Genomic DNA, 16,125 nt, shown 5'->3' with positions numbered 1-16,125 from the left:
TTATTCCGGAAGCTTAGCTCGCAAAGCTTCCGGGAAGTTTTTCCCCGGCACCGCTTTCTCAATCATCCACTGCTTGACCACCGCCGTAAGAAAGATTAGAAATTGCTCCAGTTGCTGAGGGTTCTCAGCCATAGTCTGCACCAGACGGACAGACTTGCTTAACGTATCAACTGAAAAATAATGGTCAGAAACTACCCTTTCAGATAGCCCGGAACCAGACTCACTGAATACCCCCTTCCCTCCAACTTCACGCCTGAACTCAGTAATTGAGCCAGAAAGCAAATTCTTCACCAACTCATCTGACAGTGTTGTTGCAGGTTCAAACCACTCAGGTTCACCCCAGCGTTGAATCTCTTCTGCCCCCTGACATAATCGACTTGCCACCCTGTCAAAATAACCCTTGAGACGCTTTCCTGAGAATGCCTGAAAGCCATGAAAGGTCCATAGGTTCACTTTCTGTTGCCAATAGAACTCCTGATCTAAACGGGGTAAGTGGCAAACGGTCATTCCTTTACACCGTTCCAGAAGCACACACCAATCATCGTGATGATCCACAACAACCCTGAACGTAGCATCAAGGCCTTTTTCAAAAGCGCCGGCATATTGACTGCAAAGGAAAGGCTTGATGTTCGATAACGTGTCACTCGCACCGGTCCGGACCCAATTATTGGTCACCAGACTCTCTTTCACCGGCGGCATCTCAATCAATTCGCCATTAACCAACTGGAAGAGGCAATCCCGATAACCATTAAAGTGGAAATGTTCAACAACGCTCCAGAGAGACGTGAGCATAAAGCTGTTATCCGTGCCACAGAAAGCTCTCTGTGGATCATTCAACTCAGACTCGAACGCTTTTATAACACCAGGGCAGAAAGCAGCTTTAACATCCACAAGATGAGGTATGCCATTTCTGGATACGACATTCCGATTATGAACATCTCCCATTCCCAACAGGATCGATAAACCAGCAATAACTCCCAGGCGCTGGTAATAATCATTTATCTGCTGATCATCCAGAGCCTCACTGGGACCTTTATCAACAAACTCACAATAACCGTAAGCGCCATCAAACGATCCTGACATTATCCTCAGGGTCGCCAGCCCGGGCTGCCCACCCAGCCACTGGTTAAGCTTACCGGCGATATTACTGTTATCAGCAGTATGTCCGATAATCTGCCGCTCGACAGCCAGATCCCTGTTTTTATAAACCAGCTTCTCGCCATTATCGCAAACGATAATGGCAATCATGCAAGAAGACGAAGTACTTAACGGAAAATCAAGGCGGGCAATGCTCTGCGCTGGCTGTTGCCAACAATCAGAAAACAGTTGATTGATACCCCCAAGATCTCCGTAAAACCGGGCAAAAAATTGTTTAAAGTCTTTCAGTGCACGGATAATCCATAAGCGATTCAAACGATACCACAAAGGAAATTCAGCACTCAGGAATACCAGCCCACCCTGCTCAACGACAGAGTCCAACACATCGGTATATTGCACAGTCCCTTTCATCTCAGCGACCCAGCCAATTGCCTGCAACAGCTGACCATCCAGCTTTGCAGCAAAGGGCTTGAGCAGGCTTGCTCGAAATTCAGGGCTCTCTGACTGGTTATGGTAGAACGCCAGCTGCACATCCAGCCAACAGAGCAAAGGCTCCAGAAGTCTGAACCGATGAGGCTCGACACAATCCAGATGCAGCATCACCTCAGCTGGTAGCCTTTGCTCTTCAGGCCACCATCTTGTTTGCTGGTCAGCCTGCTTTATTGACGGTTTATCGGTCAGGGCCAGCAGTTGATATTTACACATCCACATAATATTCAACAGAAGTGCCGGTTCCTGAGGAAACTTCACCTTCAGGTCCGTCACATGGCAACCGGATAGACAAAGACGGGCTACCTGGTCAATCAGGTCCGTTTTTAACAATGAATCCATTTCGGTATAGTGAACAAACTGCTCGGATCTCAGCAGCAATCTAACACCTCGATCCGTTGTCGTAAGGAACTGGTCATCGGCCAATTGACTGGCTGGGTAATGCTCAAATATCTGATGATAAGGAAGCCCCACTGGCCTTTTATTTAATCGGGAAATCTGATCAGCGTCTTTATTCAGACCACTCACCAACTGATGATACTCATCAACAACGACTTCCCATCGATAATTCTCAAATACTCTCTGCCTTCCCTGCTCTCCCATGCCAGACAGAAGTTCAGGCTCCTGAATCAGCTGATGAATTTTCTCTGAACATTGGCTCAAATTAACCGCTGTCCCCTGGGCTTGGAGCAAATGGGCATGGTCCGTCAATAATGAACCAAGCGGACGGGCGAGATCATCCAAATCTGTCGATACAGTTTCAACCAAACAGCCACTGACCCCATCCTCAACCAATTCCGAATAACCATTCCAGTCGGATAAAACAACAGCCTTGCCATTAACCATTGCTTCCAGAGGAACGATGCCAAAACTTTCCTGAATATTATCCGAAAGCGTCAAAACCAGATCACAGGCTGACAGCCATTGATGTTTACGGTCATCTGCAATTTCCAGCTCAAAGCGGACACTGCCTTCAAGGTTTAAATCATAAGCTTGTTTTAACAGGGACTGCACAGCTGGATTGCCAGCATCTCCTGCACCCGCAATAATCCACTTGATATTTCGGTGCCCATAACCCTCCACCAGATCATTCATGACCAGCAATACCGGATGGAGGTCCATCTTGTTTGAAGGAGCAATCCGGCCAAGGGTTAAAATGACAAAAGATTCCTGAGCAACACCCAATACCTCTCTGGCTTCCTCTTTACTTCCAGCATAACGCTCTTCAGGATCTATCCCCAGGGGCAGCTTTGCAACGCTCCCCTTGTAAGGTATAGCCACACCAATATGATCTGAAATACTGGAACTTGCAGCAGACAACAGACGCATCATCACTTTTTTCTGCGCTTCGCTGCTGCATAAAATTGCGTCACAACTCTTTAGCGGTGACAACAATAAATCACGGGTATTTGACATATTTGAGTCTGTACTCAGCGTATGAGCCCGACCCGTAATAGGAAATGGTTCCACACAGTAGGCATCACGAAGCGCTGCGAGATGACCAACCCAGGGATCCCCCTGATGAAAAACCTGGTACCTGACCCTGGAAAAATACCGGTTTAACTCATGAGCCGGCAAGAAATGGATGGCTTTATCACTGCCATAATGCTGAAGAAAAGATTCCCAGCCGGATCTCAACTCCGGCAATAACGACTGAGGGGAAAATATATGTATCTCTTTGAATCGACTGTAACGAATGATGGCTTTCAGAAATCCGTCATTGGCACGCCGGAGTCCATTGAAATAGGCAGATTCAGTACTGGCAACCAGGCAACCAAATATTGAGGAACCAGTGGATTGCTGCTTTTTCAAAGGCATATCGAACAACTCTAATCATTGACATACCTTATATATCGAACTGACAGTAGCTTCTATTAGGACATGAACATCATGGCTGGGCCAGGGGGGGCACTTTGCTCAACCCAATTGACAAAAAGTGCATGATTATTGGCCAATGCTGCAATGACCTCTTCAATACCATCAACATTCAGGCTCTTTATCGGAGCAGAAGCATATAGAGCCAGAGCATCGACATCAGGGTCGATACACAATGAAACACGCTCATGGGCAACCAGAGCCAGGTTTTTTCCCAGTAGCCTGATCAACAATTCTTCACGCTTACTATTATCCCCGGGCAGCCTGGCAATGATGCTATAAGCATAAAAGCGACCATTGGCCTGAAAACAGGCAACCTCTATCCGACCATCAACCAACAGAGAATATCTGTCGTTTTCATACTCCAGCTCACCTATCTGCTGACGAGCAGCGTATGAATTCATCAATTGTTCAAAGCTCATAGCATCCATGCTCTTGATTTAAATAAGTTCAAAAAGGCATCCCTGCCTCTCCTTAAGCATAGTGCAGCTTAATTACTTGGCCAGATGACCGGAAGCGGGTGCCAATAAGCGGGACTTCAAAGAAATCCTTCTGAACAGAATAATAAGACCTGTAAACGCCACAAGTGATGCAACAAAGCCTATGGAAATCGAGTGAGTAATCCCCATTACCAGATACCCGAACATGGCTACAGCCGCTATGCCAAGCGCGTAAGGAAGCTGAGTATTGACGTGATCCATGTGGTGACAGGATGCCCCGGTGGACGAAAGAATTGTGGTATCAGAAATCGGGGAGCAGTGATCACCAAACACGGCACCCGCCAGCACAGAGGCCAACATAGGCAGCATCATGGCTATGTCCGCTGCAGCCGCCATATCTCCGGCGATGGGCAGCATGATACCAAAGGTGCCCCAACTGGTTCCGGTAGCAAAAGCCATCACACCAGAGACAATAAAAAGCATCATGGGCAAAAAGCTGGGGGAAATATTCCCACTAACCAGACCAGCCAGATACTTACCGGTCTCCAGCTGGCCAATTATTCCAGTCAGAATCCAGGCAAACACAAGAATATAAATAGCTGGCAACATTGACCTGCTGCCCTCAGCGATCGCCTTCTTCCAGGTGTTTACGGAAATATTTCGACCCAGCAACCGGGCTATCGCAAACAGAAGACCAATCATACCGCCACTGATCAGTGATAACGTAACATCGGTATTCTCAAAGGCACCCAGAATGGAAAATGCCTGATCATCACCAGCAAGAGCGGTATACCCCGTCCAGATCATGGCAGCCATCGTTGCCAGCACCAACACCAGAATCGGTGACACCAGATCCGCCACACGGCCATTTTCATCTTCTTCCAGAGTTGGAGCGCCCGGAGGGTTACCCTTATTGGCATCAAACAGATTGCCAGCAAGCGCTGCACTCTCATGTCTGGCCATAGGGCCAACATTAAGATCCATGGCTGCGGTAAAGAAAACCAGCGCCAGCGCAAAGATTGCATAAAGGTTCATGGGAACCATGGCCAGGAATGAAAAGACCGGGCTCTCACCACCAACACCGTGGGTCGCCATAATAGTACCCACCAGAGCAATGATATAAGCACCCCAGCTTGAAATTGGCATAATTACGCAGATTGGGGCAGCGGTCGAATCAATCAAATAAGCGAGCTTGGCTCTTGAGACTTTGTGCCGGTCAGTGAGTGGCTTACTGATACTCCCCACGGCAAGGCTGTTGAAATAATCATCAATAAAAATGATAACACCGAGAAAGACCGTCAGTACCTGCGATCCCTGACGTGTCTTGACACGCTCACGAGCCCACTCACCAAAGGCCCTGGCTCCACCAGAAATACTGATCAGACTGGTGATCACACCCAGAACCAGCAAAAACAACAGAATATAGAGATTGCTGAAATTAAGGCCTTCATCCCAAAACACACCAACAAACCCATCAAAAATACGGTGAATGGTGATAAGCGGATTCAAGCCGGTCAGCAGTAACGCACCGGTGACTATACCAGCGCCCAGAGACCATAATACTTTCCGGGTTATGACTGCCAGAATAATTGCAATGGCTGGAGCCAATAATGATAACGACGAATCACTGAAACTGGTTAATTCCATAAAAACTGATCTCGTTTATTGATCACCCATGCCCGTTATTCCAGTGCTTATCAGGATGAGTGAACCAGTTGTAATCAGATCAGGAGGCAAGCGTACATGGAGGAAGCGCGAATAAAGAAAACCTCATCAGCGCTCTCTGGTACCCGTTAGCTCTCCACAGTAAAAACTGTGACAGTAGTACACCTGTTCGATGCACTACCAGTGAGGCAGGTTGACCACCAGACTCACTTCGGCGCCATTTCCTTTCAATCGGACTACGGACGTCACCCTATTCCGATTTACTGATAAACAGCGCGCCTCTAACTAGGGAAAGAGGATCACAGGCAGGAATGTAGCAAGAGGATACTCGCTACATCACCCCTGAATGGGCGCATTATGCACCATTGCTCCCGATATAAATACCCAAAGCAAGTATAAGTAAAGGAATCAGATATTACATTTAGTAATAACTGTATCACTCCCACTCAATCGTAGCCGGTGGCTTACTGGATACATCATAGGTCACCCTGGAAATATGCTCAATTTCATTGATGATCCGATTAGAGACTTTTTCCAGCAGATCATAGGGCAAGTGAGCCCAGCGAGCGGTCATAAAGTCTATGGTTTCCACCGCTCGCAGGGCAATCACATACTCATAACGGCGACCATCACCCACCACGCCAACGGATTTCACCGGCAGGAAAACAGCAAAAGCCTGGCTGGTCTTTTGATACCAGTCGGCCTTACGCAATTCTTCAATGAAAATAGCATCCGCCTGGCGGAGAATATCCGCATATTCCTTTTTGACCTCACCCAGGATACGAACGCCGAGGCCCGGCCCCGGGAATGGGTGACGGTATACCATGTCATAAGGCAGACCCAGCTCCAGACCAATGGTTCGAACCTCATCCTTGAACAGCTCACGCAGCGGCTCAACCAACTCCATCTTCATCTCTTCCGGCAGCCCGCCCACATTATGATGGGACTTGATGACATGGGCCTTACCGGTTGTTGAACCAGCAGACTCAATAACATCGGGATAGATGGTGCCCTGAGCCAGAAAAGTGATGTTGTCCAGGGCACTGGCATGTTCATCAAACACTTCGATAAAGGTATTGCCAATAATCTTGCGCTTGTCTTCAGGGTCCTGCACACCGTTCAGACGACCCAGGAACAACGCTTCAGAGTCCGCACGAATAACCCGAACCCCCATATTTTCTGCAAACATGGCCATCACCTGATCGCCTTCATGGAGGCGGAGCAGACCATTATCAACAAAAACGCAGACCAGCTGGTCACCAATAGCCCTATGCAGCAGGGCCGCTACGACACTGGAATCAACACCACCGGACAGCCCCAGCAACACCTTCTGTTCGCCCACCTGCTCACGAATACGGGCAATAGCGTCATCGATGATCTTGCCTGGCGTCCACAGTTTCTGACACCCGGCAATATCAACCACAAAACGCTCAAGAATTCGTAATCCCTGGGTGGTATGTGTCACTTCAGGGTGGAACTGGACGCCATAATACTGCCTTTCTTCGCAAGCCATGGCTGCAATCGGGCATGAGCCGGTGGAAGCAGCAACCACAAAGCCTTCAGGTATGGCGGTCACTTTATCACCATGACTCATCCAGACATCAAGAGTCAGACGGCCACCTTCACAAACATGGTCTTCGATGCCATCAAAAAGGCGCACTTTCTCTTCCAGCTGAACCTGGGCATAGCCAAACTCACGCAGATCAGAGGTACTGACCTTGCCACCCATCTGCTCTGCCATGGTCTGCATGCCGTAACAGATACCCAGCACAGGCACACCGAGTTCAAAAACAATATCTGCGGCTTTTGGAGAGTTATCACCGGTAACGGATTCAGGGCCGCCGGACAAAATGATCGCTTTCGGGTTGAACTCCCGGATAGCGGCAGCATCCATATCGTAGGGATGAAGTTCACAATAAACACCGATCTCACGCACTCTTCGGGCGATGAGCTGGGTGTACTGGGAACCAAAATCAAGAATCAGAATGCGGTCTGAATGGATATCCTGGGACATGATTAATCTCTAAGTCCTGTGATCAGCAAGGCTGGAAGGCTTACCCTTACTGAAAGTAAACAGCCGGTCAGAAGCTATCTCATTTCTGCCCGGCTGCAGGTGTCAACATGAACAACGCTGTGAAGCAATCTTAACCAACACGGTAGTTAGGCGCTTCCTTGGTAATCGTGACATCGTGAACGTGGGATTCGGCCATACCGGCATTGGTCACGCGAACGAACTTTGGCCGGGTGCGCATGATTTCCATATCAGCAGAACCGGTATACCCCATCGCGGCACGCAAGCCACCCACCATCTGATGAATAATGGCATGCAGAGGCCCCTTGTACGGTACACGCCCTTCAATACCTTCCGGAACCAGCTTTTCAGCACCCGCTTCGGCACTCTGAAAATAACGGTCACTGGAACCGGAAGCCTGGGACATTGCCCCCAGAGAACCCATGCCACGATAAGCCTTGTAGCTACGCCCCTGGTAAAGCTCCACTTCACCCGGCGCTTCTTCAGTACCCGCCAGCATACTGCCCAGCATGACGGTACTGGCACCGGCAACAATCGCTTTTGCCATATCACCGGAAAAACGGATACCGCCATCAGCAATAACAGGCACTCCGGTATCTTTCAGCGCTTCAACCACATTGGCTACCGCAGTGATCTGAGGCACACCAATACCGGTCACAATACGGGTAGTGCAGATAGAACCCGGACCGATACCCACTTTAACGCCATCAGCGCCCGCTTCGACCAGGGCCTTGCCAGCCTCGGCGGTGGCAATATTACCGCCGATCACCTGAACCTGCGGGTAGTTTTCCTTCACCCACTTCACTCGCTCAATCACACCACGGGAATGACCATGAGCAGTGTCGACGATAATGACATCAACGCCGGCAGCCACCAGGGCAGCGACACGATCAGGCGTTTCCGCTCCGGTACCCACCGCGGCCCCGACGCGCAACTGTCCCTGACTGTCTTTCGATGCATTCGGGTACTGCTGGGCCTTTTTAATGTCCTTAACGGTCATCATACCGGTGAGATTGAACTGATCATCCACCACCAGCACCTTTTCAATACGATGCTTATGCAGAAGCTTGCGAACGGTCTCCGGATCAGTACCTTCCTGAACCGTCACCAGACGCTCTTTCCGGGTCATGATCTCGGAAACGGCTTTATCCAGATTAGAGACAAAGCGGACGTCACGACTGGTAACAATCCCCACCAGATCACTGCCAGAAAGCACGGGAACACCGGAGATATTATGTCTGGAGGTCAGCTCCAGAAGGTCTCTGACAGTGGCACTGGCATCAATGGTAATCGGGTCTTTGACCACACCACTTTCGTGCTTCTTGACCTTGCGCACTTCAGCGGCCTGCTGCTCCGGCGTCATATTCTTGTGAATAATCCCGATTCCGCCTTCCTGGGCCATGGCAATAGCCAGAGACGCTTCGGTAACGGTATCCATCGCCGCAGAAATCAGCGGAATATTCAGCTCAATACCGCGGGTCAGTTTGGTTTTCAGGGAGACATCTTTGGGGAGGACTTCGGAGTAGCCGGGCAGGAGGAGGACATCATCGAAGGTGAGTGCATCTTGTGCAATTCTCAGCATTGCCTGTTACCAAGAGTTTATTTTATGGGAAAAAAATTCGAACAAGTATACCCTATATTTCAACTTCAGCTAAACCACTTATTCAGGCAGAATACCAAAAAAACCGACAATCCCCCTGCCAGGCTTGATCCATGCACCACTTTACAGACAAACCGACGCAAAACGCTGAGGCATCCGCAAAAGCCCTCTCTGTTACGGAGTTAAATGGTAAAGCCAGGCGATTGCTGGAGATGAATTTCAATAATGTCCGTGTTGAGGGCGAAATATCCGGACTGGCCCGTCCCAGCTCCGGGCATTGGTATTTCACCCTGAAGGACAAACAGTCACAGATCCGCTGCGCCATGTTCCGCAACCGTAACCAGGCGCTTAAGTTTGTCCCGACTGAAGGCATGCTGTTGATGGCCAGGGGGCGCGTAAGCCTGTATGAAGGAAGAGGCGACTATCAACTGATTGTTGAACACATGGATAATACTGGCACCGGTAACCTGCAGAAAGCCTTTGAGGTTCTCAAAACAAAACTGGCCGCTGAAGGCCTGTTCGACATCACGCGCAAACAACCCCTGCCCTCTCATCCAAAACATATCGGGGTGATCACCTCACCCACCGGCGCAGCCATCCGGGATATCCTCACCGTACTGAAGAGACGCTTTCCCGCCATACCAGTCACCATTATTCCCAGCTCGGTTCAGGGAGAGCAGGCGAAACACGAACTGGTCAGTGCGTTAAAACTGGCAGCAAGTGCCAACCGGTTTGATGTACTGATTATTGGTCGCGGCGGTGGTTCACTGGAAGATTTGTGGCCATTCAATGAAGAGTTGGTGGCCAGAGCCATAGCAGGCTGCCCTATCCCCACAGTCAGTGCCGTTGGTCATGAAATTGATTTTACCATTGCCGACTTTGTAGCTGATCACCGGGCCGCAACCCCATCAGCAGCGGCAGAAATCCTCAGCCCGGATCGCCAGGCCCTGTTAAATCAGCTCAACCTGATCAGCAGAAAGCTCACAACACTGACTCGTCACAAGCTGCTGTTAAGCCAGCGAGAGCTTGATAACCTGCAAAAACGGTTAAGACACCCCGGAGATCGCCTGAGAGACAACAGCCAGCGGCTGGATGATCTGGAAATCCGGTTAAAGCAGGCCATTACGCTGAAACTGGAGCGGACTCAATCAAGCCTGAGCCGACTCAGAGACCGGGCAAATCAACAGAACCCCCAACGCAAATTGGAACTGCTGAAAAGCCGTAATGAATATATGGGGCAAAAGCTGATCCAGCTCATATCCAACAGCCTGGAAAGACGTCACCTGAAACTGGAGAAAGTGTCTGGCGAATTGAACGCCGTAAGCCCTCTGGCAACACTGTCAAGAGGCTATGCCATAACCATGGCTGGCGATGCCATTATCCGAAGCAGCCAGCAGCTGCGGGAAGGCGATCGGGTGACCACACGATTCTTCGAGGGCGAGGCGATCTGCAAGGTGGAAAAAATCACAAATTAATATGAACCGCTAACCAGATGGTATCAACATCGGGTTGAGTCCACGCAACCCGATGCCGGCACCCGGAAGGCAGCATAATATAATCACCGGCATGGAGAGTGACAGGGGCTCTTTCCCCATCAAACTCCAGTACAGCTGAACCGCTTAACAACACCACCCACTCATCCCAGGACTGATTATACCAGTCCCCTGTTGGCGTCGCATGACCACGGGAAACAATCCGCTCTATTTTCACGCCACCGGATGCCTGCAGAGTCTCAAACAACTCTTCAGGTAATTCTTCAGGTATGTGTTCGAACAGATTGTTTTTCATTGACTACCCACCTGAACCACTCAGGAACGTTTTGACTTACGCTTCTCTTTGGCAAACTGCGCCGATTTTTCAACTCTGCGCTTACGGTGAGCCTGCCTCTGATCAACCTCTTTGGCTTCCGCATAAGGGTTATCACCTGAGCGGAACTCAATTCGAATAGGCGTTCCCATAATCTTCAGCACTTTACGGAAGGTATTTTCCAGATAACGTCGATAAGCCGCTGGCACCCGCTCAGTCTGGTTACCATGAATAATAATCGTTGGCGGATTCATGGCTCCAGCATGGCAGTAGCGCAGCTTAATACGGCGATTATTGACCATGGGCGGCTGATGCTCCTTAACAGCATCTTCCAGAATTCGCGTCAGACGATTGGTGGACAGTTTACTGGTCGCCGCTTCATACGCCTCTTCAATAGAGTCATACAGATTGCCAACACCGGTACCGTGTTTTGCCGAAATCATGTGAATGCGGGCATAATTGATAAACCCGAGTCGACGCTTCAGCTCTGTCTTTACCTGGGTTTTCTGCTCTTCTTCCATGCCATCCCACTTGTTCAGTGCAATGACCACAGCACGACCGGCGTCCAGGACAAAGCCCAGCAGGTGCAGATCCTGCTCCACAATACCTTCCCGGGCATCCAGCACCAGAACCACCACATTGGCATCTTCAATCGCCTGCAGCGTCTTGATGACCGAAAACTTTTCAATGGATTCGGACACCTTGCCTCTTCTGCGGACACCTGCCGTATCAATCAGCGTATAGTCCTGACCAAAACGCTCATAGGGAATGTAAACACTGTCACGGGTCGTTCCCGCCTGATCGTAAACAACCACTCGTTCCTCGCCTAACAGGCGGTTAACCAGGGTAGATTTACCCACGTTAGGGCGACCAACGATACCAATCTTGATACCTCTGGGCCTGGTTGACAGCTCATCAAACTCTTCTGCCTCACCGTCAGTACACTCCAGCAGCACGTCATTGATCATGTTACTGACGCCCCGACCATGCACGGCAGCAATATGATAGGCTTCGCCGATACCCAGGGAAGCAAAATCCGCCTCGGCCTGCTCAGCATCCACCCTGTCTACCTTATTCAGCACCAGATGATACTTTTTGCCCTGTTTGCGCAGATGCAAAGCAATCATTTCATCAGCAGCTGTCAACCCGGCTTTAGCATCCACCAGAAACAGGACAACATCCGCCTCATTGATGGCCGCCAGCGACTGCTCTGCCATGGCAGAGTCAATCCCCTCTTCATCACCGGAAATACCGCCGGTATCCACGACAATATAGGGATGCGAACCAATTTTGCCCTCACCGTATTTCCGGTCGCGGGTTAACCCGGCCACATTGGCTACCAAAGCATCCCGGGAGCGGGTCAGACGGTTAAAAAGGGTGGACTTGCCAACATTTGGCCGACCCACCAGGGCAATTACAGGAACCATAAGATTTACCAAAATTACAAAGTACGCAGCGGGGAAATCATTCAGAACACGCTTTCCCAGCGCATCGGTCATCAGACCGAAATTGAAAACGGGCTGAATCCTTTTAAAGATTCAGCCCGACAACATTCTAAAAAGTCAGAAACCAGCTTCCATTACCCGGAAGCTTTTTCCTTCAAGGCAACCAGCTCACCATCAGCAGACAAGACCAGGATCAAGTCACCATCCACCAGGGGCTGGGCTTTAATTGCAGAAGAGTCAGCCTTGAAACGTCCAGCCTGACTGCCATCAACCTGCGACAACAGGTGCACATAACCCTCACCATCGCCGACCACAACATAACTGCTGAACGCTGCGGGTGCCGACAGCTGACGGAACTCAAAATCTTCCTGTCGCCAGTTAGCGGCACCGGTTCTCTGGTCAATGGAGCTGACATAACTCTCTTCACTGGTCAGGTAGATAGCACCAAACCCTTCTGCCATGGATTCATAACTGGACAGCTCTTTTGCCCAGCGCACCCGGCCACTGTAAAGGTCCAGCCCGGCAACATTGCCCTGGAAGCTGACAAAGAAAACGGAATCTCCAAGGATCAGCGGAGCCCCCTTGATATCAACCATCCGTTCCAGCTCAGTACTGCCCTTGGGGGCGGCAATCCGGGAACTCCACAATGGCGCACCGTTTTTCAGACGAAAGGCTTTTGCTTCGCCGCTGGCAAACCCGGCAAACACCGCTTCGCTGAAGATCAGTGGCGCAGCTGAACCTCTTAACGTCAGTGCCGGCTGCAGCGCTTCCTGACGCCAGAGATACTGCCCGCTCTCAGCATCAAGCACGGTCAGACGGTCATCAATACTCTGCACAGCAACATAGAAACCATCAGTTATCGGCGCACTGAGAATCTCGCTACTGACCCGCTCTCGCCAGAGTTCATCGCCATTTTCCTGGCTCAGGGCAATCACTTCACCATCCAGCGTCCCCAGCAACACCATACCCGCTGCGGCACTGACGCCACCACCAACACGGGTATTGAGTTTTTTCTTCCAGACTTCCTTTCCGGTATCACGCTCAAGGGCAAAAACCGTACCTTCTGCGCCAGAAACAAAGACTTTATCGCCATCCAACGCGGGCTTCAGGCTTTCGAATCGCTTGCCAACCCCTTTGCCAACACCCCTGGACCACACTTCAACCAGCCTGACCTTTTCCTCAGCAATCGTCTGGAGAGGTTTGGCCGTTCTCACCTCCTCTTCATCCGATGAAAAAAGACTGCATGCAGAAAGTCCCAGCATCAGCAGAAGAATCAAAGAGCCTTTCAATAACCTCTCCATTTTGTTATCCCTCCTGAGGTGCCAATGCGGCCAGATCGTCCAGCTTGAGTTGCAGCAACGGACGGTTCAGACCGGCAGCATCGACTGCTTTGCGATAAGCCGTCTCGGCCTGCTTACGATCACCAAGGGCGAGGTAAGCATCGCCTTTTGCTGACTCTACGGTTGCCTCATAGGATTTGCCAGCATTCAGTCGGGTCAGGATATCCAGCGCCTGCTGACCATTCCCGGAAGACTCACTGATCAGTACCCTTGCCAGCCGGACACTGGCCATTGTCTGAATTTCAACTGAGGGTTTCTGAGCCAGAACCCACTCCAGGGAAGCCCGGGCGGCACTTAACTGGTTATCCTGCACCTGCTGCTGAGCCAGAAAAAGCGTCGCAAACGCGGCATACTGACTGCTGCCATGATCCTTTTGCAATGAAGATACAACGTGGCTTACCGTTGCTTTTTGCTCTTCAGTCACAGGCGCTGACAACTGGGCCTGTTGCTCCAGAGAGGATCCATTGGAAATAGTATCCAGTAAGTTCTGATAAAGCGATGAAGCTTCAGCAATTTCCTGCTGCTGCGTCTTCTGCCAGTACTGGTAACCGGAAACCGCTGCCAGTGTCATGGCAACACCCAGCACAACCGGCTGACCATAGTCTTTCCATAGATTCTTGAGCAGTTGGACCTGCTCTTCATCAGATTGGTAACTCACCCTTTACTCCTGACTTCTTTCCTGAAGCTGTTAACAGTACGACCGCATCAACGATGCGGTTTACTGAACAGCAGTATTCTATAGTACTTTTTGCAAATGTCCGGGCACATCGGCGATTGGCAGCTGCTGCTGGGCTTCATCCGTCCTCAGGGATTTCACAGTAACCATCCCCGCACCCAACTCATCTTCGCCGAGAATGAGAGCATAGGCAGCACCGCTGCGATCTGCACGTTTCATTTGTGCTTTAAAGCTGCCACCGCCGCAATTCATCAGAATCTTCAGTTCCGGCAATCCATCACGCAGTCTTTCCACTAACGGAAGTGCCCGGTGGCCAACACCCTCACCGACAGCAACCACCGCTACATCCACCCGATTTGAAACGGATTCCGGCAGTAACTGAAGCGTTTCCAGCATCAACACCAGACGCTCAATCCCCATGGCAAAGCCCACGGCAGGTGTCGGCTTGCCACCTAACATCTCAACCAGCGCATCATATCGACCGCCGGCACACACAGTACCCTGGGCACCCAGGCTTTCTGTCACCCATTCAAAAACGGTTCTGCCATAATAATCAAGGCCACGCACCAGTCTTGGATTCACGCGATAAGCAACACCCGCCTCATCCAGAATCTGCTTTAACTGCGCAAAGTGTTCCTGTGACTCTTCATCCAGATAGTCAAACAGCTCGGGGGCACCGGCAACAATTTTCTGTGTGTTTTGATCTTTACTATCAAGAATTCTCAGCGGGTTGATGGTCAGGCGACGACGGCTGTCGTCATCCAGCTCTGACTCATAATCCCTGAGATAAGTCACCAGAGCTTCACGATAACGGATACGGGCTTCTATGGTACCCAGAGTATTCAGCTCCAGCGTGACATGCTTTGTCAGACCAAGCTTCTGCCAAAACCGTGCCGTCATCATGATGATTTCCGCATCAATATCCGGACCTGTCATGCCATAGGCTTCAACACTGATCTGGTGAAACTGGCGATAACGGCCTTTTTGCGGACGCTCGTAGCGGAACATCGGACCGGAAGTCCACAACCGCTGAATCTGGTTGTAAAACAGGCCCTGCTGAATACCTGCGCGAACAACCCCGGCAGTGGCCTCAGGACGAAGGGAGAGCTTGTCACCATTGCGATCTTCAAAGGTGTACATCTCTTTCTCAACAATATCCGTACCAGAGCCAATACCCCGGCTGAACAGAGCAGAGCTTTCCACAATCGGAACCCGGATTTCCTGATAACCATAAGTGCTCAGGACAGAGCGTACCTGCTGCTCAAGGTACTGCCAGACAGGGGTCTGTTCGGGAAGAATATCATTCATCCCACGGATGGCTTGAAGCTGCTTGCCCAAGTTCAAATGTCCTCTACCAAAAACACCACATAACTTCACCCGGTTCGTCAGGAACAGGCGATTTGGCGGTTCGCAATAAAAAGTAGGCAACTATAACCGTTAACGCCTTTGTGTGACAATCCCACAGCCCTCCCATTAAAGAATGCCCATCGCTGCCGGGAGTTTCTTCACTGAAAGGACATAGTTTTAAGGACTAAGTAGCTAGCCATATGGAATCATATATTTCTGGCTACTTGGGCAGGTGCTATGCGAGGCACAACGGAGGGAGCATAGCCGTAGCTATGTGACCGGAGTTGTAACGAAGCAGAGTGCCTGAACAAG

11 protein-coding genes and 1 riboswitch are annotated in these 16,125 nt (G+C 50.4%); of the genes, 1 reads left to right on the top strand and 10 read right to left on the bottom strand.

Features of this window, described 5'->3' with window-relative positions; genetic code table 11:
• From O3276_RS00475 to guaB, 5 genes are all read right to left on the bottom strand, one after another.
• Positions 1-3,405, bottom strand: a complete 3,405-nt coding sequence (locus tag O3276_RS00475; protein WP_269673881.1) for a glycosyltransferase — start codon at positions 3,403-3,405, stop codon at positions 1-3.
• 56 nt (positions 3,406-3,461) lie between these two features.
• Complete coding sequence (locus tag O3276_RS00470) at positions 3,462-3,884, bottom strand: CesT family type III secretion system chaperone (RefSeq protein WP_269673880.1); 423 nt, start codon at positions 3,882-3,884, stop codon at positions 3,462-3,464.
• 72 nt (positions 3,885-3,956) lie between these two features.
• Positions 3,957-5,549, bottom strand: coding sequence for a Na+/H+ antiporter NhaC family protein (locus tag O3276_RS00465; RefSeq protein WP_269673879.1), 1,593 nt, complete (start codon positions 5,547-5,549; stop codon positions 3,957-3,959).
• A 139-nt stretch (positions 5,550-5,688) separates the two neighbouring features.
• Positions 5,689-5,859: riboswitch (Lysine riboswitch) on the bottom strand.
• A 144-nt stretch (positions 5,860-6,003) separates the two neighbouring features.
• Positions 6,004-7,581, bottom strand: a complete 1,578-nt coding sequence (gene guaA, locus O3276_RS00460; RefSeq protein WP_269673878.1) for a glutamine-hydrolyzing GMP synthase — start codon at positions 7,579-7,581, stop codon at positions 6,004-6,006.
• Between the two features lie 130 nt (positions 7,582-7,711).
• Positions 7,712-9,181 carry an IMP dehydrogenase gene (gene guaB / locus O3276_RS00455; RefSeq protein ID WP_269673877.1) on the bottom strand — a complete coding sequence of 490 codons (1,470 nt, stop codon included), beginning with the start codon at positions 9,179-9,181 and terminating at the stop codon, positions 7,712-7,714.
• A gap of 131 nt (positions 9,182-9,312) precedes the next feature.
• Here guaB and xseA point away from each other — a divergent pair, with 131 nt between their 5' ends.
• The gene (gene xseA, locus O3276_RS00450) at positions 9,313-10,674 is read left to right on the top strand and encodes an exodeoxyribonuclease VII large subunit (RefSeq protein ID WP_269673876.1); all 1,362 of its coding nucleotides are present in this window, start codon (positions 9,313-9,315) and stop codon (positions 10,672-10,674) included.
• On the opposite strand, the gene O3276_RS00445 is transcribed toward xseA, so the two are convergent.
• The 5 genes from O3276_RS00445 to hisS all read right to left on the bottom strand — a co-directional run bounded on the left by O3276_RS00445 (position 10,664) and on the right by hisS (position 15,804).
• On the bottom strand, positions 10,664-10,987 hold the full coding sequence (locus tag O3276_RS00445; RefSeq protein WP_269673875.1) for a cupin domain-containing protein: 324 nt from the start codon (positions 10,985-10,987) through the stop codon (positions 10,664-10,666). The genes xseA and O3276_RS00445 overlap by 11 nt on opposite strands.
• 20 nt (positions 10,988-11,007) lie before the next feature.
• Positions 11,008-12,432: a ribosome biogenesis GTPase Der gene (gene der / locus O3276_RS00440; RefSeq protein WP_269673874.1), complete on the bottom strand. Its 1,425-nt coding sequence runs from the start codon at positions 12,430-12,432 to the stop codon at positions 11,008-11,010.
• A gap of 152 nt (positions 12,433-12,584) precedes the next feature.
• The gene (bamB, locus tag O3276_RS00435; protein WP_269673873.1) at positions 12,585-13,751 is read right to left on the bottom strand and encodes an outer membrane protein assembly factor BamB; all 1,167 of its coding nucleotides are present in this window, start codon (positions 13,749-13,751) and stop codon (positions 12,585-12,587) included.
• Between the two features lie 4 nt (positions 13,752-13,755).
• Positions 13,756-14,448, bottom strand: a complete 693-nt coding sequence (locus tag O3276_RS00430) for a YfgM family protein (protein ID WP_269673872.1) — start codon at positions 14,446-14,448, stop codon at positions 13,756-13,758.
• A 78-nt stretch (positions 14,449-14,526) separates the two neighbouring features.
• Positions 14,527-15,804, bottom strand: coding sequence for a histidine--tRNA ligase (hisS, locus tag O3276_RS00425; protein WP_269673871.1), 1,278 nt, complete (start codon positions 15,802-15,804; stop codon positions 14,527-14,529).
• Between the last annotated feature and the right edge of the window lie 321 nt (positions 15,805-16,125).

It is taken from the genome of Endozoicomonas sp. GU-1, from assembly GCF_027366395.1.
Taxonomy (GTDB): domain Bacteria; phylum Pseudomonadota; class Gammaproteobacteria; order Pseudomonadales; family Endozoicomonadaceae; genus Endozoicomonas.
This window is presented reverse-complemented; position numbering and strand designations above follow the sequence as displayed.